The following is a 25346-nucleotide window of genomic DNA, read 5'->3' on the forward strand; positions in this document are numbered from 1 at the left end:
TCAATGATTTGGGCATGGCTTTACAACGTATCGCGCTTAAGCAGACCCAGCAACAAGACCAGCAAAACTTGGCCATTGCCTCTATTGCCTTTGAAAGCCATGAGGCCATTATTATTACCGACACGCACGGGCAAATTATTCGCAGCAACCAAGCCTTTAGTGATTTAACCGGCTATCGCCGCGACGAAATTATAGGCAAAACGCCACGGGCGTTTAAATCGGGCTTACACAACGTCGAATTTTACGCCTCGTTATGGCACAGCGTCATGGCTAAAGGAAAATGGCAGGGCGAAATTTGGAACCGTAAAAAAGACGGCACTCTTTACCCAAGTTGGCTTAGCATCAGCGCCGTGCATAATGCCCAAGGGGTTATAACACATTACATTTCGCACGCATCAGACTTAACCCGTGACAAAGAATCTGAGCGCAAAATTCACTATTTATACAATCACGACAACCTCACCAATTTGCCTAATCGTGTTTTATTATTAGACCGTTTAGAGCAACAATTATTAAGCCAAGACAGCCACTATAACGCGCTGTTTTTAATTAACATTTACCGTTTTAAAATGTTTAATGAATCGTTAGGCCACGCGGCGGGCGATGCTATTTTAGTGGCGGTAGCCGAACGCTTAAAAAACTGCAAAATTGACGACGTTCTAAACACTAATGTCGCGCGCATAGGCAGTGATGAATTTACCTTGCTGGCCAAAACTGATGCCGCTGACAGCATCTCTACCACTCACCTTGCGGGACGCATAGCTCGGCGTATTCAAGAAAAGCTTAGCGAACCTTATATCATTAATGGTCAGTCGGTCATTATTGACACCACCTTAGGCATTACAGTGTTTAATGCCGGCTTACAAAAGGCCGAAGAAATTATTCAAGAAGCCCAAACGGCGCTGCATCGCGCCAAATTAAACGCCAAACACTCCCGTCTTAGCACCTTACAATTTTACGAGCCGGCCATGCAGTTGCAGGCGCAAAAGCGTTTGCAACTCGAAACCGATTTGCGCCGCGCGCTAACGCAAAATGAGTTTGTTTTGTACTTTCAGCCACAACTTGACCTTAAAACCAATACCATTTTGGGTGCCGAATCACTCATTCGTTGGCAAAAAAGCCCAGGTCAACTCGTCCCACCTAACGAGTTTATTCCGGTGCTAGAAGAGACTGGTTTAATGGTGCCAGTAGGCTATTGGATTTTAGAAGAAGCGTTAAAACAAGCCGCTAAAATTCATTTAACGCACCCCAACTTTACCGTGGCGGTAAACTTATCGGCGATGCAGTTTAACGACGAACATTTGGTTGAAAACATTCAAACTCGTTTAAGCGCACTTAACTACCCTGCCAGCCGAATTGAACTGGAAGTCACCGAAAGCATTTTAATGATAAACGCCACCAGTACACTCGACAAACTCAACGCGCTGGCTGAGCTGGGCATACACATTGCTATTGATGACTTTGGTACTGGATACTCATCATTAGCCTATTTAAAACGTTTTCCGGTAACCAAACTTAAAATTGATAAATCGTTTATTGACGACCTTAACAGTCACCTGCTCGCCGATACGGCTATTGTGCAAGCCACTATTGACATGGCTCGGGCACTCAACATAAAAACCATTGCCGAAGGGGTCGAAACCGCAGAGCAAAAAGCTCGACTAACGTCCATGCAATGTGATCAAATACAGGGCTATTATTTAGCCAAACCCATGCCAATTGAATCATTTTTACACTTTATTAACGCAGGTAATACCGCTTAATGGCTCTTAATCTTGGCGACGCTTCAATGACGTTAACCCTTACTAAACCCACAGCGGTTAATTTAATTACTGGCTCATTAGGCGCGGGTAAAACCACGTTATTGCGCCATTTAATCGCCCACAAGCCAGCCCACGAACATTGGGTTATTTTGGTAAATGAATTTGGCCTAGTGGGAATTGATGGAGCCATTTTAAGCGAACACCCCAGCGACACGTTGCGCGTTAAGCAAATTCCAGGAGGCTGCATTTGTTGCAGTGCGTTAGGCGAACTAAAAGAAACGCTGCAAAACCTGGTTAATGAGCAAAAACCCGATCGAATATTAATTGAACCCACCGGATTGGGTGAGCCAGACAGCCTAGTTGACGTGCTAAAAAGCCCAGCTTTAGCACACTATTTTGATGTGCAAACCGTGTTTGCAGTGTTTGACGCCACACAAGTCACGTCTGATGATTTTGCGCTTTACACCATCTTGCAAAACTTAGCCAACATGGCCGATGTCATTATTTTTAATAAACAAGACTTAACCATAAACCAGCCACAAGGCTCGCCTCAACGTCTGCAATTTGAAAAACTGCACGACTACGCAAGCCAACTTTATCCGCCTAAAGCGCACATTATTTATACCCAACAAGCACAAATTGATGCCAATTTAATACACCTTTCATCGCTTAACAAAACCACTCACCTTATGCGAAACACTTGGCCAGTCCACAGTGTGTTGTCTGAGCACATGACCAGGCCTGGTCAAAGTTTAGACAATGCGTTGCCATACTGCCCACAAACGCTTAACCATTTAATAGAACGACGTTATCGTCAAGATATAAATTTAATTACTATAGGTTGGTTATTTGATGACAAAGCGTGCTTTGATTGGAAAAAAATACACACTTTGTTTGAGTCATTAAACTCATTTGAACGATTGTTGAATTCACCAGGCCTGGTGCAAAATCAGGGATTAACGCCCATGCCGCGTTTACAACGCGCCAAAGGGGTGTTTAAAGTAGGAAAACCCAGCATGTTGTTTCAATGGGTTAATCAACACACCACCCGCGAACTCATCGCCTATCGGCGTGATTCTAGGCTAGAGCTGTTAATTAATCATTCTGTCTCGACAACCTCAAATTTAGAACCTTTACAAACCATAAACACAGGCACAAGCTCAGACTTAAACGCAAACGAACGACCTAAAATTTCTACGATCTCTACGCCATCAGAAGCATTAAAACCATCCGATGTGTTTGATTTTGCAGCATTTGAAAATGCCTTAGCTCAGTGTTTAATGCCAATGTCTAATTGATCAATCGGCACGGGACGGCCAAAAAAGTAGCCTTGATAATAACGACATCCCATTTTCAACAACGCCAGTTTTTGCGCTTCGGTTTCAACGCCTTCGGCTATAACCGCCAAGCCCAAGCTTTCGGCCAGAGCAATAACCGCTTGGGCTATTGCCGCATCGTTAACATCTTCAATAATATCGCGCACAAACGACTGGTCAATTTTTAACTGATCTAACGGCAGTTTCTTTAAATACGACAAAGACGAATACCCAGTACCAAAGTCGTCTAACGAAAACCCAATGCCATGATGCTTTAACTCGCTCATTTTTTCGACCACCAAATCTATTTTGGTAAGCAACATACTTTCGGTCAGCTCAAGTTTAAGCTGCTTGCCTGGCGCACCACTGTTTATCAAATTAAGTAAAGTCGAGCTCACAAAGTTTGCTTGCAAAAACTGCCGAGCACTCACATTAACCGATAAAGTGAGTGCCATGGTTGCGGGATGCATCGCCCATAACGCCAATTGCTGACACGCTGTACGAATCACCCAATCGCCTATTTCAATAATTAAACCGGTTTCTTCGGCCAAGGGTATAAATTCAGCCGGTGAAATTGCGCCTTTAACAGGATGCGTCCATCTAATTAACGCCTCAACACCCTGCATAACACCGTGCTGGTCTACTTGCTTTTGATAATACAGCGCAAACTGCTCAGATTGAATCGCCTGGCGTAAATCCAGCTCAAGATTAGCCTTGTAGCTTACTTCGGCCTGCATTTTGGGGTCGTAAAAACGTATGGCGTTGCGCCCCATTGCTTTGGCTTGATACATGGCTAAATCGGCACGTTTAAGCAACTCATCAACCGACATTTTATGATCTGAAAACATCGTGACACCAATACTGGGCGTACTTAAATAATTATGCCCCATTAGTCGATAAGGTTGATTTAAGGCTTTTAAAACTTTTTCGGCTATGTTTTCCGCGTAAAACGCCGCCACCGAATGGGCTGTATCGAGCTCGCACAGCATAACCACAAACTCATCCCCGCCTAAACGTGCCACGGTATCCACTTCACGAACACACGACGACAATCGTCCGGCTACTTGCTGCAACAACTGATCTCCCACATCGTGACCCAAAGTGTCGTTTAGAGTTTTAAAGTTATCCAAATCAATAAACATCAACGCACCCAGTCGAGGGTCACGCGCCATTTTAGACACCGCTTGTTGCAAACGATCCTGTAATAAACGTCTATTAGGCAGATGTGTAAGCGGGTCGTAATACGCTAAGTTTTTAATGGCTTCTTCGGCGTCTTTACGCTGGGTAATGTCCGACATGGAGGCTACATAATGCGTAACTTCGTTTTGAGTATTTTTGACCGCCGTAATGGTTAACCATTCGGGATAAACTTCGCCATTTTTGCGGCGATTCCACACCTCACCTTGCCAACCGCCGGTGCGATTAATCGTCGCCCACATAGCTTGGTAAAAAGCATCCGAATGCCTGCCTGAATGCAATATAGAGGGATTGCGCCCCAATACTTCTTGAAAACTAAAGCCCGTCACTTGCGTAAAGGCATTGTTGACACGCAAAATTCGTTGATTCAAATCGGTAATGCACATGCCTTCTTGCGTTTCAAAGGCGGCGGCGGCAATGCGCAAATCAACCTCGGTTTGTTTTTGAGCTGTCACATCAAGCAAGCTTCCCATCATGCGCAATGGCTGTCCGGCGGCATCGCGCTCTACCACATCACCACGGTCTTGTACCCAAATAATGCCACCATGAGCATGGTGCATACGATATTCTTGGCGATATGCACCTTGACCGTTTAAGCACGCCTCAATACTGTGCAACACCATGGGTCTATCTTCTTCAAAATTAAGGCTTTGAATGTGTCGGCATCGTGTTCAAGAAATGCAGCATCCAAGCCTAAAATGCTGCACCATCGCGCATTGTGCACCACATTATTGCGCGCAACGTCCCAATCCCAAATGCCCTCGCCCGTAACCGCCATTACTTGATTAAGACGTGACTCACTGCGTTGCAAGGCCGCGCTGGATTGCTCTATTTCAAGATCTCTCTTAGCCAAGGTATCCAGCATGGCGTTAAACTGCCGTGCCAACTTAGCCGACTCATCGTTGCACGTTAAATACGCCCGCGCAGTATGATTACCCAACTTAACCTGATCAATCACGTCCTGAATTATATACAAACGACGCGTTAATCGATTGGCTGCAATTAAGGCAAAAAGCCCTGCCAATAACATAGCCAATAACGTAAAAATAGTTGCGTTTTTTCCAATATCACTTAACCGCTTGCTAATTGAGTCACTGCCCAAGCCAATCCTAACCCAACCAATTGCGTGCTCATTGAGCATTACTGGGTGCGCTACATCAACCAGGCCTGGTTGATCGCTTATTACATGCATTTTAGCGGCGGCGGGCAAATCCGTTAAATACTGACTACGACGTTTTAAATCGGTATGCGCCAATACTTGACCACTCATGTCCAATACAATGACGTGTTTTAAATCGGGGTAAGTGGCCACGCCATTCACAATTTCTTGCAACCCGCTTAAATCGCGAGCGGCGACCCAAACTGAGCTAGAAGCGGCTACGTTTTGCGCCAAGGCAATCGCGTGGGCAGAACGTTCCTCTAAAATAATATTTTGTTGCATTCGGGTCACTTCCCACGCAAACAAAGACATGGTAATGCTCACCACCAATACAATTCCTACCACCAACTGGCGCTGTAATGAATCAAACAACCAAGATTTAATGGCCTTAAATGTCATGGTGCGCTCACCGGTCTAACCTCTTTTTCAAACTGCGCTATGTAATCACGCACTTTGTTATAGCTTTGATCGTTGCCCGCAACAAACCCAGCGGTTTCAATACCCTCTAAAATAACTGCTCCACCCTTAGATTGCTCAGACAGCGCCAAGAGCCTTTGTTTAACATGCTCTTTAATAGACTCAGGCACACTTTTATGAGCCATTACCGAATTATTGACAAGCGATGGTGTTTCCCAAATAACCTTTAGCTTTGCAGCCTGATCAGGGTGCGACTTTTGAAAACTCCGCCACGGTGGTGGCCAAGTAGCACCCGCCGTGGCATGACCTAAATACACATTCATAATAGAAGATTCTTGTGAACCTACATAAATGTTGTTTAAGTCATTCATTACATCTAGCCCAGATTTATGCAAAAAATACTGCGGCATTATGGCGGCGGCTAATGCCGTTTGAGAAGGGTAACTAACTGTTTTACCTTTTAAATCGAGGGGTTTTTTAATAGCACTGTCTTTACGAACAATTATAAGACCTTTAAAGTCTTCGTTTTGCCCCGCCACCGCAAGCACCTCATAGCCATGCGTCATAGCCTGTAATGTTTGCCAGGGATTAGGCAAAATAAATGCAGGGGCTTCTTGCTGAATTTTTTGTTCAAACACTTGATAATCACGTGAGGCTTCTAACTCGAACTGAACATGTGGCAACCCTTCGCTTAAGTATTGCATTAAGGGTTGATAGGCTTGACTAAGCTTTTGGGGATTATGCAAAGGATGCACCGCAAAACGATAAATTACAGTTTGACTGCTGGGCGGCTGTAAGCTGTATTGCAACTCGGTAGCCGCAGCCTCAGGGCGATCGCAACCTTGCAACATTGCCACCCATAATAAAAAGATAATCGGTGCAATCAAATTTATATTGGGCATAAAATTTGCCAGCATCACTCTATTTTTTAGATGTTCCGTCATGCCTACACCCGCCTTAATTAAACGCCTACCCACTCACTAACACACAAAGCGTTAAGCCATTTAATAGGCCACTTGATGCTTTAAGTACGTGTTAATAATACTCGAGTTTTTGAAGCAAAATTTAACTTAAACCATTTAAAATTTTAAAAAAAATTAACTAAAAACCCTTTATAGGTAAAAACTAAGACAAAAATAAAGAAAATTAACCAATTAAAGCCATTATTTACGTAAAACTAGGGCGAGGATAACAAACGTTAAAGCCTACCGAGTAAGCAACGGGTAAATAAAACGAGGCAGCCTAGGTTAACAAACCCTAAAAGCAAAAAACCCCAGGTTAATGAATAACCTAGGGTTTAATAATTTGGCTCCCCAACCAGGACTCGAACCTGGGACATACGGATTAACAGTCCGGTGTTCTACCAACTGAACTATTGGGGAATAGTAGTTCAAGCGTGTTGCTCGATGTGGCGTATTATAGAGATTTGAAAAACCTTTGCAATCCCTTTTTGCAAAAAAAATTATCTTTTTGTCTCTAGCAGACTGCTGGTATCTTTATACAACGTTTTTATTTAAAACGCGCATAAGCCTGGGGTGCATTTAAAGCCGGTGTTCGGCCTTCCAGCTTGCCAACCAATCGTTACTGGCTTGGGGTTTTGCCAGTAAAAATCCTTGTAGTTCTAAATGCTCTAGTTCAGACAATTGGTTGAGTTGTTCTTGGGTTTCGACCCCTTCGGCCACCACGGTTAACTTCATTTTTTGACCCATTGCGTAAATTGAGGCCACTAAACTGCGCTCAAACCCATACTGAGTCATTGCTAGCAAAAATGCGCGGTCAATTTTAAGTTCATCCACTGGCAAATGTTGTAGGTAGCTTAATGAAGAGTAGCCTGTTCCAAAGTCATCAATTGAAAAACGAATCCCTAGAGCTTTAAGTTGATTCATTTTATCAACCACTTCATCAAACTCATCTAAAAATAGGTTTTCAGTAATTTCTAGCATTAATCCATGAGGATTTGCACCCGTTTGTGCCAGTATCGTTTGGCAGGTTTGTATAAAGCCTGCCTGTCTAAAATGACGTGGACTTATATTAACCGCCACACGCAAGGCTTCATGCGTGGATTGTAACTGCGTTAGTAACACGCACGCTTGGCGCAAAACCCAATTTCCTAAAGACACAATAATGTCCGACTCTTCGGCCAGAAGAATAAAATGAACGGGCAACAACAAGCCTTTTTGGGGATGTTGCCAGCGCACTAAGCACTCTAAGCCTACTAAATCTTTACATTGATTAAACTGTGGTTGAACAAACAAACGTAACTCATCTTTTTCTATTCCCGCGGCCAACGCTTGCTGTAATTGGTGTTTTTCAACTGAGTCTGTCATTAATGCCTCATTAAACACAACCAGTTGATTGGCCCCTTTTTGCTTGGCCTGCTTTAATGCCATTCCAGCTTGATTAAGTGTGTTATTAATGGCTTCTGCGCTGCCCGCTTTGTTTACCATTAAGGCGGATACTCCAACACTTAGCTGTAATTTAAAAAATTCTCCTTTAACTTCGAGCGTTTGTTCAAATGTCAGTAATGCGCGCTGCCCCATCATTAACAGCCATTCGTCAATTTGCTCAAAATCGGCTTTGTTGTCACAAAACACGGCAAAATCGTCTGCCGCTAAGCGCGCCACCAATCCTGTTTGGGCATAGGCCTGTTCTAAACGTTGAGCCATGGCACTTAACACGGCGTCGCCTACATCGACACCGTGCAACTGATTTACAAATTTAAACCGTGCTAAATTGAGCAATACCAAACAACCTTTGACCGGTGCCACGCCCGTTCGATGCAACGATTTATCCATTACTTCTAACAACTTATTGCGGTTGGCCAACCCTGTCACGCTGTCAACATACAGCAACTCTTGAATGCGTTGCTCGCGGTTTTTTCGTTGTGAAATATCGTGCTGAATGGCTAAAAAATGGGTTGTATGACCACTTTCGTTTTTAACAGGTGAAATAATGGCCTGACTTGGATAAAGCTCACCATTTTTACGTTTGTTTATTAATTCACCGCGCCATACTTTGCCGGTATTTAGCGCCTGCCACATAGACTCGTAAACCGATTTTGGTGTTTGACCGGATTGTAAAATGCGTGGATTTTGGCCTTTTACCTCATCCATTTTATAGCCGGTAATCAGTTCAAACATTGGGTTCATGTACGTTACGCGCCCTTGTGTGTCGGTAATTACCAGCGATTCGGGACTTTGTTCTACCGCTTGATTTAATACCCTAACCTGCTCTAACGCGTTCATTAATCGATTACGTTCTAGTTTTAATTGACGCTGTTGTTTAAGCAGTAAACTAATAATTAAGGTAATGGCTACCAAAAAGACTATAAGCCCAATCAACAGTTCGACAAACCACCATTCAAGTACTTCCTTAATGGAATAACCCAAGTTATTAAAGGGTTCTAACTGCAATTCACGCATTAATACATCAATGGTGCGATAGTCACCTGATATGGTAAAACCAGCAATATCCATCGAACTGGCCATTGCCCCTTCTCTTGGCATGGCCAATAAAGCCGAGGAGACTTGACGAGCCATATCTTTATTAACAAAAGGCTGGGCGGCAAACGGCCATTCAGGGTACAAAGGTGTGCTGGTCACAAAAGGAAAATCGGGGTAGCGTTGGGCATTGAGTAATTTAAGGCGCGACATGTCTAGCTCACCGCGTTTAACCAAATCTTCTATAACCCCAGTACGAACAAAACCTACGTCAGCGCGTCCAGAAAGCACGGCATCAATGGCATTACGTTGCGGTTGTCCGGTTTCAACGACTTTGGCATCTCGGGGTAACCTAATGCCATGTTGCAACAGTTCAAAAGCCTGCATTTGATACGCTCCCAATGACGTTGTTGAGGCCCCGGCCACCAATTTGCCTTTAATATGTTTTAACGTTGTTATGTCATCACGGTGCGCAAGCGTAAAAATTACCCCACCAAAGTGCTCGGTAACAAAGTCGCCTTCTAGATTTAACATAGACGCTAACGGTGACGTTAGACTGCTACGATAGGTTAACAATACATACTGAGCGGGCTGAGTCAAAACAAAATCAACGTCGCCTGCGGCTACGCGCTGTTCCATTTCATCGTTATGAAATGCCGCTATGCTAAAGTTTGTGCCGACAATGCTTGCTTGTAAATAGTCGGCTAAAGGTTGCCATCGTAACGCTGTTTGAGCCTTATCCCGAAAAGCTAATACCCCGATAACATAGGATGACTTAACCGACTTTTTAACAGGCGTATCAATAGGCGAGTTAATAACTGCATTTACAGGCGTATTGACAGACATATTTACTGAGGCGGCTACCAACGATTGCTCAGCTGTATTTTCAACTTGCGCCCAGGCCACGCCCATAACGTTTGCACTTAACCACAGCCCCAATGTCCAAAACGTTATTATTTTTTGCACGTTCATTTATCTTCTGCCTTGGTGTCTTGCGTCAGTTGTTTTATTTTATTTTGTGTTTGCTCAACACAACTTTGTAACGTATGCCAAAACAGTTCGTTGGGCACCACTCGGTGAGCCATTAAATCTTCTAAACTTTCCAACCCTCTCACCAACCGCGTTGCGGCCAAATTAGCACTAATGCCTTTTAAACTGTGCACAGCCGATTCAATTGTTAACCAGGCCTGGTCATTAGTTAACGCGGTGTGTGCAATATTGTATTTAATAGACAAAAAGTCTTGCGGCAACTGCTGCGAAAAAGACGTTAACATGGCGTGGTAAAAGGTTTGTTTACCGCCCAACATTTTCAACCCAACCGCCTCATCAATTAAACTTAAATTGTCTTGGTCGGCAACGCTTACATCTGGTTGCACTGCACACAACTGATCGTTAAGCATTATAGGCTGATCTAGCCAGCGCGCTAAGGTTAGCGCCAGTTTACGTGAATCAATAGGCTTGCTGAGATAATCGTTCATGCCGGCTTTCGCAGCCAAAGCACGCTCTTCGCCCATAGCCGAGGCCGTTAACGCTATAATTGGAATGGTGGAATGAAAGGCTCTAATTTTTTGAGCGGCTTGATAACCGTCCATTATTGGCATTTGCTTATCCATTAATACCAAATCAAAATGTTCTTTGCCAAAACGCTCTACCGCTTCTTGCCCATCGGCAACCAAAACAACCTCAAGTCCAAAATCAACCAGCAACTCAGTAATAACTTCTTGATTAATAGGGTTGTCTTCGGCCACCAGCACCTTACCTTTTAGGCACACGTCACTTAAAGGCTTAGCCAAAGCACGAGATTTAACCCTTGACAGTTCAACCACGTTTTTAATTTCGTCATCAAAGCACATTCCCAAGGGCAGCTTAAAAGAAAATTCGCTCCCTTTACCTGGCCGGCTTGTTACTTCAATTGGATGACCGCCCATTAACAGCACCAAGTTTCTACTGATAACCAACCCCAAACCGGTTCCGCCATATCGACGTGAAATAGACTCGTCACCCTGACTAAACGCCTTAAACAAACGTTCTATTTGCACTTCATTCATGCCAATGCCGCTGTCCTGCACTTCAAATAACAACCAGGCCTGGTGGTTTTCACCGCGTAAATTTGTAATGCTTAAACGCACATACCCCTGGTCGGTAAACTTTAATGCGTTACCCAGTAAATTAGTCAAAATGGACTGTCAACCCTTTTTCGTACACAAAGACGCCCATTTTTTATCTAAGTCCTTCATGGCTTTGATCCATTGATTTTCATACTCTACTGGCGAATAATCGTCATTGGTACTGTGCATTCTTTTGTGGTTGTACCAACCAATATATTCGGTCACGTCGTACAATGCTTCTTTACCCGTGCTGTAGGTTGTCCGATACACTCGTTCCTTTTTCAAAGAAGCAAAAAAACTTTCTACCACCGCATTATCCCAACAGTTTCCGCGACGGCTCATGCTGGGTTTTATGCCCCAGTGTTTGAGCACGTTACGATAGGCCTTGGAGACAAACTGACTGCCTTGATCCGTATGGATAATCAACCCGCGCTTGGGCTTTCGGCTCCACAACGCTCTCATTAAAGCGGTTTTTACCAGTTGGGCACTCATGTGTTTATCCATAGCCCAGCCAACCACTCGGCGTGAATATAGATCGATAAACACGGCTAGATATTGCCAGCCTTCCAGCGTGCGGATATAGCTAATGTCGGCGACCCATTTTTGATTCGGGCCTTTAACATTAAATTCGCGCTTGAGTACATTGGCCGCAATCCGGTCATCGTCAATGGCCGCCACATTGCGATTACGGTAACGCTGGCGTGTGACGACTTTTAACTCTAAGGTATTCATACGCTCAATAATATGTCGGCGACTGACGATGAGCTTATGCTTGCGCTTGAGGGCGGTTTTAATGCGTCGCGCACCAATGGTGTTTTTGTAGTCCTCGACCATCTTCGTGATGTGCTGATCTAGTTCGTTTAACCTCTTCTGTTGCTGAGCTTGCTTTTTGGTGCGCTCAGGCTGCGATTGAAGATGACTGGTGTAACTACTGCGTTTGAGATCCATTAATCGGCACAGTCGGCAAATTCCATAGTGGGCTTTATGTTCGTCTATCCAGGCGTACTTTGCTACTTGTGAACCGCAAAGTACGCCGCCGCCTTTTTTAGGAGTTCAACGTCCTCCAATGCACGAGCGAGTTCGCGTTTGAGTTTGCGGTTCTGTGCCTCTAAATCGACTGGTATTGCGACAACCAGTTTAGTTGAAGCTTTATCAGGATTATCACGACGATGTTTATCAACCCAACCGTAAAGAGTGTTGTCTTTTATGTCTAAATCTCGGGCGATTTGTGCCACGGATTTTGAACCTTCTAGCGCCATTTCAATGGCTTGCAATTTGAGTTGGTCGTCATAGCGTTTTTGATGTTTCATGTTCAATTCCTATTCGTATTTTTTAAGTCACATTTTAACGTGTCTTTGTGTACGAAGGATTGTAGCCAGTCCAAAACCTGACCTAAACGCTGACTGTCGCCGCGATACACTGGCAATAAGTCAGGCGAAGACTGCATCACAAAATCCAAACCTTTTTGTTCGGCCAATGCACTAAACTGATTATTAAGCTGTTCAAATACATCGGCTAAACTAAAAGGCACTCTGTTAATCAGCAACTCTCCGGCCTCAATTTTTGACACATCTAAAATATCGTTTAATAAAGCCAATACCAATTGACCCGATTGGTTAATCTTTTGCAACGCACCTAACATTTTTTGTGAATTATTAGGCACTCGCAAACCCAGCTCACTCAACCCCAATACGGCATTCATTGGTGTCCGAATTTCGTGACTCATTGAGGCCAAAAATGTCGATTTCATTTGATTTGCTTGCTCGGCTTTTTGTATGGCTTGAGCCAACTTTTTCTGATTATCATTTTGCTGAATAATTAAACAATTAACCGATTGAATCAGCCGACCCACTTCGTCTTCGGTGGTGTGCACTAACGGCTGCAAAGACGATTGCTGATGAACCATTTTAGTAATGTGATCGCTGGCCTGACGTAAGGGTGTAAATTGCCTACGCATTAACAAATACAACAACGGAACGCTTAAAAAAACAATACCCCTCCGACAATCAGCACATTTAACAACATTGTGCGCGTAGGCTCTAAAACCTGTTCTCGATGCGTGCCCGACACAACCCACCAATCGACGTTTTTTAATTTTTGTGCATTAAAGAATAGTGGCACGCCATCAAAACCCACGGCTTCGCCATGATGCTCGCCTTGCTCTAGCTTTTGTAAAAGTGGTGATGACATACGCTCACCCATCGCTTGAAACACAAAGCCCTTATCAGTTGAATTAATGAACATTTTATTTTTTAAATCAAGCACAAAAAACTGACTCTGATGATTTAAAAATCGTTGCGCTAATTGCGTGAGCAGATGATCCTCTTTAAGAATACTAATGCCAATCATGTAGCCCAATAATTTATTTTGATCTGATAAAACAGGTACGTTTACAATAAAAATAGGGGTTTTTAATCGACGCCCCATAAAAGGCGAGGACGTATACGGTTTTAAATACATCTTTACCCATTGCACATGCTCGCGGTCATGGTAATGGGTGCCCACACGGTTAGGAACTATAGGAGAATCAACCATTCCAACGGCTTCTGAATCTAATAAAAGCAAGCCGCCGTTAAAAAACTGATGCAATAACACGCGATCGTCGAGCATGGCTTGCACGGTTTCTTTCGGCTTTAATTGTTGACCGTTGTGCAGCATAGCCGCAAACTGGGTAAGCGACTCGGTGCGCATTTTTAACGAATCGTCAATTAAATGCGATACCGCCTCAATTAACGCTGTTTTTTCGAGCATAAATCGTGTTTTAGATTCTTGCAAAAACAACTGGCTAACCAATCCCAACAGCAGCACTAAAAAGACCACTGTAAATGCAACCGCAATAAGCAAAATACGCACACTCAAATTGTGAGTAATGGCCTTAATCATTCGTTGTTTTTACCCAAAATTTGCACTCACAATAGACACCCATACATTCAGCCGCATTAATCGTTAATCTCAATATTAACTTTAAACGTCTTTTGCAACGCTTCTACCACATCGGTCAAGTTAGGCCATTGACTTGATACCATGACCTGCTTAATTTCTGGGTGTTGCGTTAGGATAGTGTTGGCTTTTTCGACTTGGTTGGCAACCAACAATCTGGCTTTGCCTTGATACGCATCGGCAATTTTTTTGATGCGCAGTCGGTCTGTTTCTAACACCAAAATGGTTTCAATCGGGCTTAACGGCATAGGCGTACCGGGTTTGAGCCAATGAACCAATTTGGCGTACAGCACACTTTTTTCAATGGGTTTACTTAAATGGTCATTCATCCCCACTAAAAGCGCTTTATCACGATCCTCAACCATGGCCGCCGCGGTAAGCGCAACAATAGGTATAAACGAATTAAACTGACGAATAAGTTTTGTGGCCTGATAACCGTCCATTATAGGCATTTGAATATCCATTAACACCAAATCAAATGTGGCTTCTTTTAACTTATTTACCGCCTGTTCACCATTTGAGACTAACTCAAACGTCAACCCTAGTTGCTTAAGCATTTCGCTAGCAACCTCTTGATTAATTTCGTTATCCTCTACCAACAACACTTTTGCATTGCCAAAATCAGCTTGTTTTAGTACCAATGAGGGTTTGGTATTGGATGCCAGTTGCTGCATTTCTTTGGCGTTAAGCATTTGAAAAGGCACACAAAAATAAAACAAACTGCCATGCCCAAGCTCTGATTTCAACTGTATGCCATCGCCGCCCATTAAACACACCAACTTATCACTAATAACCAACCCCAAACCTGTGCCACCGTATTCGCGGGTAATAGAACCATCGGCTTGCGAAAAAGGTTTAAACAGCCTTTTTTGCTGTTCTAGGCTAATGCCGCGACCGGTGTCTTGAATTTCGAATTTTAACCATACTTTTGACTCATTATCAGCGGCATTGGACGCATTAATATCCGCGTCACTGGCCATTTTAATGCGTAAAATCACCGTGCCCCGCTGGGTAAATTTAATGGCATTGCCCAATAAATTAGTTAAAATTTGACGTAATCGTAAGTCATCGGCCGCGTACCCCTTGGCCACAGAAGGGTCAATTTCTGCCAAAAATTCAATGCGCTTTTCATGCGCACCCAGACGATATACACCCATTAAATCGTTAACCAAATCGGTTACGCTAAACGCATGCAACTCCAGCGATAAACGACCCGCTTCTATTTTAGAAATGTCTAAAATATCATTAATAATGCCCAACAATAAGCACCCCGAATAATGAATTTTTTGCAGGCGCTTATGCAAACCAACCACATCTTGCTCTTTTAAGGCCAGTTCACTTAAGCCAATAATGCCATTCATGGGGGTGCGAATTTCATGGCTCATATTGGCTAAAAAATCAGACTTTGCTTTATTGGCTTGCCCAGCCAAATGAGTTTGCTCGGCTAAACATTGATTGCTGATTTCAAGCTCTGTTATATCAACCATTGTGATTAAGTAAAGACCTAAGCGATTGCTGAAAACCGCATTAACTTTAAAAAAGGTGAGTTTTCCATTAAAGCTTACAATCGCTTTATGCTCTGGCTGTGCTGTATTCATCAGTGCGGTTATCCACGACTGATTAGGATGGTTAAACAAATACCCTTCACGCAAAACAAATAATTCGCAGATGCATTTATGCTCTTGTTTAAACGCCGCTAAAGACTCAAAGTAACCTGCAAAAAACGTATAAAACCCGCCACTCACATCCACCAACTCATCGCCGCTGTTAATCAAAACAATTTGCTCTTGTGATGCCAACAACTCATTACTGTACAGCCCCGCGGTGCGGACTTTTTTAAACCAAATGGCTAACAAGATTAACGCCAATATTAACGCCATTGCTAAACTCACTACCCAGGCAATGGCCAGGCCGTATTGTGCTTTTAAATCAACCCAAGTTATGGCTTCACGCTGCTCAAACGGCGGAACGCGCAATGTGCGTGAAAGAGATTCAACACTTAAATAATCCGCCGGAACACTAAATCCATAAATCATGTCTTGACCAATCACCAACTCTTCAAACTCAAGACTGAGCAATGCGGATGTAATGTGTCGTTTGGCTTTTTCTGACACATGCGACAATGCAAAAACCGGCCACTCGGGGTACAGTCTGGTCGAAACTACGTGGGGAAAATCTGACCGATATTGCACGTTAATTACTTTTAATTCTGACCCATCCAGTTGACCAGAGTGCTGCATTTGCTCTAACAAACCGTCTCTAATAAAGCCCACTGCGGCCTGTTTATTAAGAACAGATTCGACAGTTGCCCGGTGTGACCCAGTAAACAAAATACGATTAACATCCTTAGGCAAGTCCACTCCCGCCAAATAAAGTTCGTAGGCTTGTGCACGATAACCCCCCATAAACTCATCACCGGGTGCCGCAATATTTTTACCCTGAATGTCGGTTAAGCTATTAACCTCATGGTTATCCGCTCTGGCAACAATAACCCCGCCTAAAGACTGTAGAGGCTTGCCTTGATGGTTTCTAACCAAGGTGGCTAAGGCGCCAGATACCTGATATTTGTGACGCGCCAACAAAAAATGCGTTGGGTTTGTCATTACAAAATCCAACGTTTGATTTTCTATGCCTTTGTAAATATCGGCCTGAGATAAAACCTGCAGTTCAATGCGCTCATGAATTAAATGCTTATTTAACAACGCCACCATGGGTGAAAATTCATTATAAGTACGCACATCGCCTTTGTACGAAAACACACCCAACTGATACGTTTTTTGTTTTTCGTCACTGGGTTGAGCGTGACCAGAGGTTGCAAAAGTCAGCAAAAAAACCACCCCAAACAAACCATACGCCCATGATTTAAGCCAACTTAATTTAAATCTTAATTTAAATTTTAATGGCTCACATTGTTGGTGAGGATTGCCTATTGTTTTTAGCTTATGCATACATAAATTCTCTTAGTAACGCTGTTTTCTCACAAAAAATGCTCTTATTTTTTGCTTTTTAATGTTTTTTTTAATTTTGTTTCTTAAAACATAACAACCTTATTACGGCCATTTTCTTTTGCTTTGTATAACGCTTTGTCAGCTTGTTTTAGTAGGGTTTTTGCGGCCGCTTCGCTGTCCACCGTTGCACTTATGCCCCCTATGCTAATGGTTACACGCTCAGCCACCGCCGAATAGGCGTGGTTAAAATTTAACGCCCATACGGCGTGACGTATTTTTTCGGCCATAGTGCGCACGCCTTCGGCATCGGTTTCGGGCAAGAGCACAACAAATTCTTCACCCCCATAACGGGCAAATAAATCGGCCGAACGTTGAAATACCGATCCAATAGCCTGCGCCACTTTAATCAAACATTCGTCCCCTTTGCCGTGTCCATAGTGATCGTTAAAGGGTTTAAAATAGTCAATGTCCAGCATTATTAAGCCCAACGGTTGCCCGTTACGCACAAGACGCTGACTCTCTTTTTTAAGGGTTTCATCAAACTGGCGGCGATTGGCGATGCCGGTTAAGCCGTCAAGGTGCGACTCTAATTCAAGCAAATCGGTTTTTATTTTTAAATTAATCTGGCTGCCCACACGTACCTTAATAATGGGTAACTTGAAGGGCTTGGTAATATAGTCAACAGCGCCCAACTCTAAACCACGTTGCTCGTCAATAGAACCGTCCAAAGCGGTTACAAACATCACCGGAATATTTTGGGTTTGAGGGTTGTTTTTGAGTGTTTTAATCACCTCAAAGCCATCCATTTCAGGCATTACAACATCCAGTAAAATAATATCGGGTTGCGGCAAGGCCTCGGCCAGTCGTAAGGCTTTTTTGCCTGAATCGGCGGCCTGAATTACATAATCGTCTTTTAGGCCATTGGCCAACACTTTAATATTGGTAGACTGATCATCAACGATTAACACACGTCCTTTACGCGCTATGCTATCGACTTTACCCACGTACTCTTGGGTATCGGACTGTACATTAGCCACACTGCCGTCACCTTTTTTAAAGACACTCTCAATATAGGGTTCTCCCAAAATACGTTTTAAACACGCAAACAATTCCGGTCGGCTTATGGGTTTGGTAAGGTGGTCATTCATGCCTGCGGCCAATGCTTTGGCTCGGTCTTCAACCGCCGCCGCGGTTAAAGCCACAATGGGCAAGGCACTGTTAAATTGACGTATGGCCTGACAGGCCTGGTAACCATCCATAATGGGCATTTGAATATCCATTAAAACCAAATCAAAGGCTTGAATTTTTGCTTTTTCAACGGCTTTTTCACCGTTTTCAGCCAGACTCACCTCTAAACCAAACTGGCGCAGTAGCTCAGTGGCCACTTCTTGATTAATGTCATTGTCCTCAACCAAAAGCACTCGTCCCTTAAAGACAATATGGCGCTGAGTTAATTGCGTGTCTTGTTCTAATAGCGTCCATTGTTGAGCGTCACTCAGCTTATCTAACGGCAAACAAAACGTAACGCAAGTGCCTTTGTTTTCTTCACTTATTATCGAAACCGCACCTCCGCCCATGGCGCGTACTAGGCTTTGGCAAATTGCCAACCCTAAACCAGAACCGCTGTAACGACGTGTAATGGTGGTATCAACTTGGCTAAAGGCTTTAAAAAGCGTTGCTTGCTGTTGCTGGCTTATGCCTATTCCGGTGTCTTTAACCGCAAAACAAATACCGGCTGGACTATAAGGCGTTAAATGAACGCTGACCTGACCGTGCTGAGTAAACTTTATCGCATTAGCAATCACATTACTTAACGCCTGTTGTAGGCGAAGTTCGTCGCCCACATACCCTTTGGCTAATAGTAAATCGACCTCAAAAACTAATACAATGCCTTTTTGTTGCGCCAGAGGTTGGTAAAGGTCATTTAACCGCTTTATAAGTGATTGCAATAAAAATGGTTTAAATTCAATGGTTAGCTTGCCGGCTTCAATTTTAGAAAAATCTAAAATATCATTCAAAATGCCTAAAAGTATTTGTGCAGAGTGATGTGCTTTTTTTACACGTTGTCGCATTTTTGGCAGACTATTTTCTTTAATAGCCAAGTCGGTTAAGCCCAGCACCCCGTTCATTGGCGTGCGAATTTCGTGGCTCATGTTGGCTAAAAAGTCAGATTTAGCCTGATTGGCTTCGTTAGCAATTTTTCGCTGTTTGTTTAAACGTTGATTTAAACCCAATACGCTCATTAAACTTACGCTAAGAAGTCCTAACAACACCATTAAACTGATAATGTGCCAATGGTATTGGTACCAAATATCCAGCCATCCGGTTTTTATAGGGGTATCAAACGGTTTAACGCGCAATTGCCGCATTAGGTGTTCAACATCATCGTAATTTTTGGGGCGTGTAAAACCAAAAACCCCCGCAGCCATTGCGGCTGGATGGTCCGATTTTAATTGCAACAGCGCAATTGTTAACGAATTAGCCTGGCGCTCGTTTACCGTTGATAAAGCCAAAATAGGCCACTCGGGATACAGCTTAGTTGAGTGTGCAAAAGGGTACGCTAAATCGCTTTGGGCATTAATAACTTTAATTTGCGACCAGTTAAGCTCACCCTGTGCAATCATCGCCTCTAAAACACCCGTGCGTACAAATCCCACGTCGGCCTCGCCACTTAACACTTTATGCACCACCCTGTCGTGCGGCATGCCCGTGATAAGCACACTCTGATGATCCGGCGCGGCTAATCCAGACTCCAGCATTTGATAAACCTGCATTTGATAACCGCCTAACGAACCGTGAGTAACGGCGGCAATGCGCTGATTGGGTAAATCCAGTAAGGTATTTATGTTATTTTGGTTTGCACGCGTAAAAATCACCCCACTAAACGTATTAATGGGTTTACCATGTTCTTGGCGTGTTAGCGTAACAAGTGGCCCTGACATCTGTAGATTTAAACGCTTACGCAATGAAACATAATGCGCTGGATTGGTCACCACCAAATCAAGCTCTCCGGCATGCAATTGCTGCTCTAAAGCCAAATAATCCAAAGCCCTTAATTCGACGTGACACGAATTGCATTCTACATTTTGCGTTAAATAGTCCACCAACGGTTGCCACTGCTGATGCGTTACGTCTTTAGGACGAAAAGACAAAACACCCAGCACTAACGTTGGTTTGCTTGCGGTCACTTGGTTGCTTGAATGAGTAGGTTGTGTACTGACCGACGCTTGCGCATGAGGCAGTCCAACCCAACACCCCACAACCAATAAACTCATTAATTTAAATTTAAATTTAAATTTAAACTTAAACTTAAATTTCAACATAATGCTCATGGCATTTTTAATGCTAAAACGCTTATAAAAAGCCTGCACACGCGTAAATGTTTTAAGCCAATAATCCGCTCGTGCAAAAATTTGGCTATTCGCTGTATTGCCTAATTTCATCTTAAGCCGCGTTTAGTTGTGTCATAAGGCGGTGTAATACGCCTTGAGCCAAATCAAAATCAAACTCTTCGATGGCCAATTCAAAGGAATGCCAAGTCGCCTGCAATGAACTGGGCATGCGCTGACTCAATAATTGCAACTCGCCCTCATCGATGTATTCGCTGGCGGCCACCCGCTGGGTTAAAACCTGCAGTTGAGCCAATAGCTCGTCTTTGGATGTTGTCTGCATGGCCATAACGCCTTCGTTGTTAACCTTGTCCTGAGCAAGGTACTCTCTAATTTGATGCTGCGTCATGGTCATCGCCTCGACCAATTGCGCATGCTGTTGCGCAGTAGGACATTGATGCTGTTTAATCAGGGTATCAATATCAGTCACTATCAACGCCAAATTTTGAGCTGCTAAATTACCAGCAACGCCTTTTAAAGAGTGATTGAGTGTTTGTGCATTTAACCAGGCCTGGTCATCTGATTTTGACTTAAATTGCTTATTAACAAGGTTAAATTAGCAAACTCTTGCGTTAACTGTTCATCAAAGCGTTTTAGCAGTTTACGATACAACGCCTCATTGCCACCCAGCTGTGTTAAACCCTGCTGAATGTTTAGCATGTCGATCGAATGGTGATGATTTTGTTGCACAATTGGCTTGTCTATAGGCGCGTCACTCTTAGACTCGATTGGCTCAAAGTAATGACCCAACGCCTTAAATAAAGCCTGGGAATCGAGGGGTTTACTTAAATGTTCATTCATTCCTGCCTTTAGGGCTTTTACGCGGTCTTCGACCATTACGGCGGCGGTTAGGGCAATAATAGGAATGTGTGGATTAAACTCACGAATGGCCAAACAGGCCTGGTAACCGTCCATAACAGGCATTTGAATGTCCATTAAAATCAGGTCAAAATGTTTATTTAGGGCTTTTTCTACCGCCACTTGACCGTTTTCAGCCAAGGTAACGTCCAAGCCAAGTCGGCGCAACTGTTCTTGAGCCACCTCTTGATTCACTTCATTGTCCTCAACCAACAACACGCTGCCTTGATAACGAATGTTTGTCTGCTGTTGCGGCAAATGATGCACCGCAAGTTGTGTTTGTTGCTGGAGCGAACAGTTGGCCAGTTCCAGCTCAAAATAAAATGTTGACCCTTTATTTAATTGGCTTTTAACCGCAATTTCACTGCCCATTAACGCCACTAATTTTGGCTAATCACCAAGCCTAAGCCTGTGCCGCCATGTTTTCGAGTAATACTGCTATCGGCCTGGCTAAAAGCGTGAAAAAGCTTTTGCAAATGCAGCTCACTTAAACCAATGCCAGTATCGTGCACGGCAAACGTAACCTTAATTTTTTCATTTTGATCTATAGAATTTGTTTGGCTGTTTGTTTGACTGGCTGCAATTTTAATAGATAAGGTAACTTGACCTTGTGCCGTAAACTTAAGCCCGTTGCCAATCAGATTGGTTAATACTTGGCGCAGTCTTAATTCGTCGGCATACACGCATATGTTTTCAACCCCCGCACAGTCCAATTGAAACGTAAGCCCTTTGGCGTGAGCGGTGCTAATAAATAAGCTGTAAAGATTATCGCTTAAAGTGTGCAAATAAAACGGCTGGCAATCCAGCTCCATCTTGCTGGCCTCAATTTTAGAGAAATCAAGAATATCATTAATAATGCCCAGCAATAAACGCCCTGATTGATGCACCTTATACAAATAATTTTGCAGTTTTTCTGGGTCTTTTTGCTTCAATCCCAACTCACTCAAACCAATAATAGCGTTCATAGGAGTACGAATTTCATGGCTCATATTGGCCAAAAACTCGGACTTTGCTTGATTAGCCGCTTCGGCTTTATCGCGAGCAATAAGCAGTTGTTGATTTTGTTGCTCTGTTTTAATTTGTAACAGTTTTTGCTCCGCAATCACTAAATGACTGCCCATCATTTCAATGGGCTGACCTTGCTCATCGCTTTTGGTGGGATTGCCGCGCCCCTGAATCCAAACCCAATCACCTTGGGCACTTTTTAAACGAAACTCAACAATAAATGATTTTTTGTTGGCTATCTGTTGCTGAACTACCAAAAACATAGGCTCAGAATCATCGGGATGCAACAACGTTGTAAACATCAATAAATCCAACTCAAACGCTTGCGGCTCATACCCTAATTGAACAAAGGCCTCGTCCGACCAATTTAAGCGATTGGTTTGCATATCCCATGTCCACAAACCTATTAATGCGGCTTGCATAGACAACTCAATGCGCCGACTGGTTTGCTCTAACTGAAGTTGTTGAGACTTTTGCTCTGTTATGTCTAAACCTGTTCCTCTGTAAGCAATTAACTCTCCGTGCTCTGAAAAAACAGGAACACCGCTGACTCGTTGCCAAACCCTAGTGCCATTTTGGTGAATAGAGCAATGTTCAAGATTACGAAATGGCGCTCTATTTGCGACTTTTTCTGCAAAAAAAGCCGCAGCTTTTTCTTGCTCGTTAGCCGGCATAAAGTCAAACGGGGTGTGGTTTAAGCACTGTTGCGGCGTAAGGCCTAAAATGTTTTGAATGGGATCGGACGCAAACAGATAACGCCCGTCCATGCCCACTTCCCACACATACTCACCGGCCGCTTGCATTACATCTTGTAAGCGCTTTTCGGAGTCGATGCGCTTTTGTTGCTCTGATTTTTGTTCGGTTATGTCCAAAATAATGCCGCTTAAACAGCCAGGAACACCTTGCTCGTTATAATCTTGAGCTGACCCAGTTTCTGACACCCAAATAACGTGGCCGTCTTTATGCCAAATTCGATATTCGATGCAATATTTTGTTTTATTCACTACGCCTTGTTGCACAGATTGTTCAACAAGCGCTAAGTCTTCTGCCAAAATAACGTCTGCCCAGGTAAGTCTGCCATCTAAAAATGCTTGTGCCTCATAACCGCACAACCTTTGGGAATTTTGACTTACATGCAGCATTTGCCAAGGCGCATCAATTTGACAGCGATAAATCATAACGGGCAAGTTCTCTACCAGTGTCCGATATTTATCCTCACTTTCTGCAATGGATTTTTGTGCTTGCTCAAGGGCTAATATTTGCTCTTTTTGCGTGGTGATATCGTGCACAAAACCATGCCATAAAATCGAGTCATCTTCACGCTTAACCGGCATTGATTGGCCACTTAACCAACGCGTTAAACCGCTGGGTAAATTAACTCTAAACTCTTCAGACCACGGGGTAAGATATTCAGCTGATTGGCGAATAGCGTCTAAAACTTGCGCAACATCTTCGCTGTGTATGCGCTTAAATAAACTACTTGCATCGTATTTAACATCTTCAAAACTTAGGTCAAATAAGTCAACAATGGCCGGACTTACAAATGAAAACGCATAACGCTCACTGGGATAATAAACAAGTTCATAAATCATTCCTGGAATGTTTTTGGCCAGTTCGGCAAGCCGATGATGCGCCTGTTTTTCTTTGGTTTGGTCAATTAAATACCCTAACACCTCAACCACTTCACCTTGTTTATTGTAAATGGGTCGAGAATAATCGTAAAACCAACGACACTCACCATTGGCACTGATCAGGCGATAATCTTGCTCCCAAAAGCTGCTTTTTTTAGCCAAGTATTCACTGACTTCTTGCGCCACCCTTTTAAGGTCATCGGGGTAAAACAGGCTTGAAAATCTAAATTCTTTGGCCACCATCGTGTGCGCCGAATAACCCAACACTTGCTTTACATTAGGCGAAACAAACCCAATAGGCCAACCGTCTTTTGGCAACCACTTAAACACCACCACTGGGCCACTAGAGAATAAGTCGCGCTCGGTTTTTATAAGGTCTGTTTCATAAGACAGTTTCTTTCCCCATTCTTGATAAACCAGGCTCACCAAATCTTTTTGGTGCAACACGCCTATTGCTGCGCCGGTGTGTTCTTCAATAACCACCAAGCGTTTAATGTGATGTTTTCGGGCTACTTCTAATGCCTGACTTAGGGTTAAATGGCAAAAAAAGGTCTTAAGCGGTGCCGACATAACTGCATCGGCTAATTGCATTAAATCAGCCCCATGATCAAACAGCTTAATGATGTCGCTTTGGGTAATCAGTCCAACGGCCTTGTTGCCCTCAAAGACCACTGCGGCGGTTTGTTGTGCTCGACTAAGCTCAATAAACACCTGTTCTATTGTGTCGTGGCACTGCACTTTAACGCACGGCGAACCACTCACCACTTGAGCTAATGTTTTGGTGTGGGTTAAATTTTCTGGATTTAAACAACTTGCCAAATTGGTATAACTCACAATGCCAACCAACTGATTGTTATCCAGCAGGCACAAATATTCATCTGGATGATTGCGAATAATCTCCAAGGCCTCTAATACCGTGGCTTGCGGTGAGAGGGTGGGCACCAAATTAAGATGCACATTTTTTAACGGCTGATTAAACCCAACACATTGCAAACGAAACCCAATTAACTCACGAGTGGTTAATATTCTTAACCCAGCTTCACCCGTAACAATCACATCGCGCAAATCTTGCTCGGCCATCAAATGCACAGCCGCCTCAATAGTTTGTGTGTCGGCTATGGTGATAACGTTGGCAGTAGCAATGTCTGCTAGCTTGGGTAAGTACATTCTAACCT

General features: G+C 43.5%; 16 protein-coding genes and 1 tRNA gene. 2 read left to right on the forward strand and 15 right to left on the reverse strand.

Features of this window, described 5'->3' with window-relative positions:
- Positions 1 to 14: 14 nt before the first annotated feature.
- Together EP181_RS09045 and EP181_RS09050 are read left to right on the forward strand one after the other, a co-directional pair.
- A complete protein-coding gene (locus EP181_RS09045; RefSeq protein WP_127471350.1) occupies positions 15 to 1763 on the forward strand; it encodes a putative bifunctional diguanylate cyclase/phosphodiesterase in 1749 nt (582 codons plus the stop codon).
- The gene (locus tag EP181_RS09050) at positions 1763 to 3061 is read left to right on the forward strand and encodes a CobW family GTP-binding protein (RefSeq protein ID WP_127471351.1); all 1299 of its coding nucleotides are present in this window, start codon (positions 1763 to 1765) and stop codon (positions 3059 to 3061) included. The genes EP181_RS09045 and EP181_RS09050 overlap by 1 nt, the downstream gene beginning before the upstream one ends.
- On the opposite strand, the gene EP181_RS09055 is transcribed toward EP181_RS09050, so the two are convergent.
- From EP181_RS09055 to EP181_RS09125, 15 genes are all read right to left on the reverse strand, one after another.
- Positions 3034 to 4899, reverse strand: a complete 1866-nt coding sequence (locus EP181_RS09055; RefSeq protein WP_127471352.1) for a putative bifunctional diguanylate cyclase/phosphodiesterase — start codon at positions 4897 to 4899, stop codon at positions 3034 to 3036. The genes EP181_RS09050 and EP181_RS09055 overlap by 28 nt on opposite strands.
- Positions 4869 to 5834, reverse strand: a complete 966-nt coding sequence (locus EP181_RS09060) for a methyl-accepting chemotaxis protein (RefSeq protein WP_127471353.1) — start codon at positions 5832 to 5834, stop codon at positions 4869 to 4871. Before EP181_RS09060 ends, EP181_RS09055 begins: the two co-directional genes overlap by 31 nt.
- On the reverse strand, positions 5831 to 6796 hold the full coding sequence (locus EP181_RS09065; protein ID WP_197723369.1) for a phosphate/phosphite/phosphonate ABC transporter substrate-binding protein: 966 nt from the start codon (positions 6794 to 6796) through the stop codon (positions 5831 to 5833). Before EP181_RS09065 ends, EP181_RS09060 begins: the two co-directional genes overlap by 4 nt.
- Positions 6797 to 7158: 362 nt before the next feature.
- Positions 7159 to 7234, reverse strand: a tRNA-Asn gene (locus tag EP181_RS09070).
- A 159-nt stretch (positions 7235 to 7393) separates the two neighbouring features.
- On the reverse strand, positions 7394 to 10264 hold the full coding sequence (locus EP181_RS09075) for an EAL domain-containing protein (protein ID WP_127471354.1): 2871 nt from the start codon (positions 10262 to 10264) through the stop codon (positions 7394 to 7396).
- On the reverse strand, positions 10261 to 11469 hold the full coding sequence (locus EP181_RS09080) for a hybrid sensor histidine kinase/response regulator (protein WP_127471355.1): 1209 nt from the start codon (positions 11467 to 11469) through the stop codon (positions 10261 to 10263). The genes EP181_RS09075 and EP181_RS09080 overlap by 4 nt, the downstream gene beginning before the upstream one ends.
- 9 nt (positions 11470 to 11478) lie before the next feature.
- Positions 11479 to 12396 carry an IS3 family transposase gene (locus EP181_RS09085; RefSeq protein ID WP_127469975.1) on the reverse strand — a complete coding sequence of 306 codons (918 nt, stop codon included), beginning with the start codon at positions 12394 to 12396 and terminating at the stop codon, positions 11479 to 11481.
- Positions 12397 to 12410: 14 nt separating this feature from the next.
- Positions 12411 to 12710, reverse strand: a complete 300-nt coding sequence (locus EP181_RS09090) for a transposase (RefSeq protein ID WP_127471357.1) — start codon at positions 12708 to 12710, stop codon at positions 12411 to 12413.
- A 2-nt stretch (positions 12711 to 12712) separates the two neighbouring features.
- On the reverse strand, positions 12713 to 13372 hold the full coding sequence (locus EP181_RS09095; protein ID WP_127471358.1) for a sensor histidine kinase: 660 nt from the start codon (positions 13370 to 13372) through the stop codon (positions 12713 to 12715).
- An 8-nt stretch (positions 13373 to 13380) separates the two neighbouring features.
- Entirely contained in the window at positions 13381 to 14283 is a 903-nt protein-coding gene (locus EP181_RS09100) for a cache domain-containing protein (protein ID WP_127471359.1), read from the reverse strand.
- Between the two features lie 56 nt (positions 14284 to 14339).
- Positions 14340 to 17168: a PhnD/SsuA/transferrin family substrate-binding protein gene (locus EP181_RS09105; protein ID WP_172959731.1), complete on the reverse strand. Its 2829-nt coding sequence runs from the start codon at positions 17166 to 17168 to the stop codon at positions 14340 to 14342.
- Between the two features lie 203 nt (positions 17169 to 17371).
- Positions 17372 to 20563: a response regulator gene (locus EP181_RS09110; RefSeq protein ID WP_172959732.1), complete on the reverse strand. Its 3192-nt coding sequence runs from the start codon at positions 20561 to 20563 to the stop codon at positions 17372 to 17374.
- A 169-nt stretch (positions 20564 to 20732) separates the two neighbouring features.
- The gene (locus tag EP181_RS09115) at positions 20733 to 21107 is read right to left on the reverse strand and encodes a hypothetical protein (RefSeq protein WP_127471362.1); all 375 of its coding nucleotides are present in this window, start codon (positions 21105 to 21107) and stop codon (positions 20733 to 20735) included.
- Positions 21108 to 21178: 71 nt separating this feature from the next.
- Positions 21179 to 21907: an ATP-binding response regulator gene (locus EP181_RS09120; RefSeq protein WP_127471363.1), complete on the reverse strand. Its 729-nt coding sequence runs from the start codon at positions 21905 to 21907 to the stop codon at positions 21179 to 21181.
- Positions 21908 to 21915: 8 nt separating this feature from the next.
- Positions 21916 to 25338, reverse strand: a complete 3423-nt coding sequence (locus tag EP181_RS09125; protein ID WP_127471364.1) for a PAS domain-containing protein — start codon at positions 25336 to 25338, stop codon at positions 21916 to 21918.
- Positions 25339 to 25346: the final 8 nt, after the last annotated feature.

This window comes from Thiomicrorhabdus aquaedulcis (genome assembly GCF_004001325.1).
Classification (GTDB): Bacteria; Pseudomonadota; Gammaproteobacteria; order Thiomicrospirales; family Thiomicrospiraceae; genus Thiomicrorhabdus; species Thiomicrorhabdus aquaedulcis.

Coding starts and splice junctions, on each gene's coding strand:
- EP181_RS09045 (WP_127471350.1), top strand. CDS start 15: ATGGCTTTACAACGTATCGCGCTTAAGCAGACCCAGCAACAAGACCAG.
- EP181_RS09050 (WP_127471351.1), top strand. CDS start 1,763: ATGGCTCTTAATCTTGGCGACGCTTCAATGACGTTAACCCTTACTAAA.
- EP181_RS09055 (WP_127471352.1), bottom strand. CDS start 4,899: ATGGTGTTGCACAGTATTGAGGCGTGCTTAAACGGTCAAGGTGCATAT.
- EP181_RS09060 (WP_127471353.1), bottom strand. CDS start 5,834: ATGACATTTAAGGCCATTAAATCTTGGTTGTTTGATTCATTACAGCGC.
- EP181_RS09065 (WP_197723369.1), bottom strand. CDS start 6,796: ATGACGGAACATCTAAAAAATAGAGTGATGCTGGCAAATTTTATGCCC.
- EP181_RS09075 (WP_127471354.1), bottom strand. CDS start 10,264: ATGAACGTGCAAAAAATAATAACGTTTTGGACATTGGGGCTGTGGTTA.
- EP181_RS09090 (WP_127471357.1), bottom strand. CDS start 12,710: ATGAAACATCAAAAACGCTATGACGACCAACTCAAATTGCAAGCCATT.
- EP181_RS09100 (WP_127471359.1), bottom strand. CDS start 14,283: ATGATTAAGGCCATTACTCACAATTTGAGTGTGCGTATTTTGCTTATT.
- EP181_RS09110 (WP_172959732.1), bottom strand. CDS start 20,563: ATGAGTTTATTGGTTGTGGGGTGTTGGGTTGGACTGCCTCATGCGCAA.
- EP181_RS09120 (WP_127471363.1), bottom strand. CDS start 21,907: ATGGGCAGTGAAATTGCGGTTAAAAGCCAATTAAATAAAGGGTCAACA.
- EP181_RS09125 (WP_127471364.1), bottom strand. CDS start 25,338: ATGTACTTACCCAAGCTAGCAGACATTGCTACTGCCAACGTTATCACC.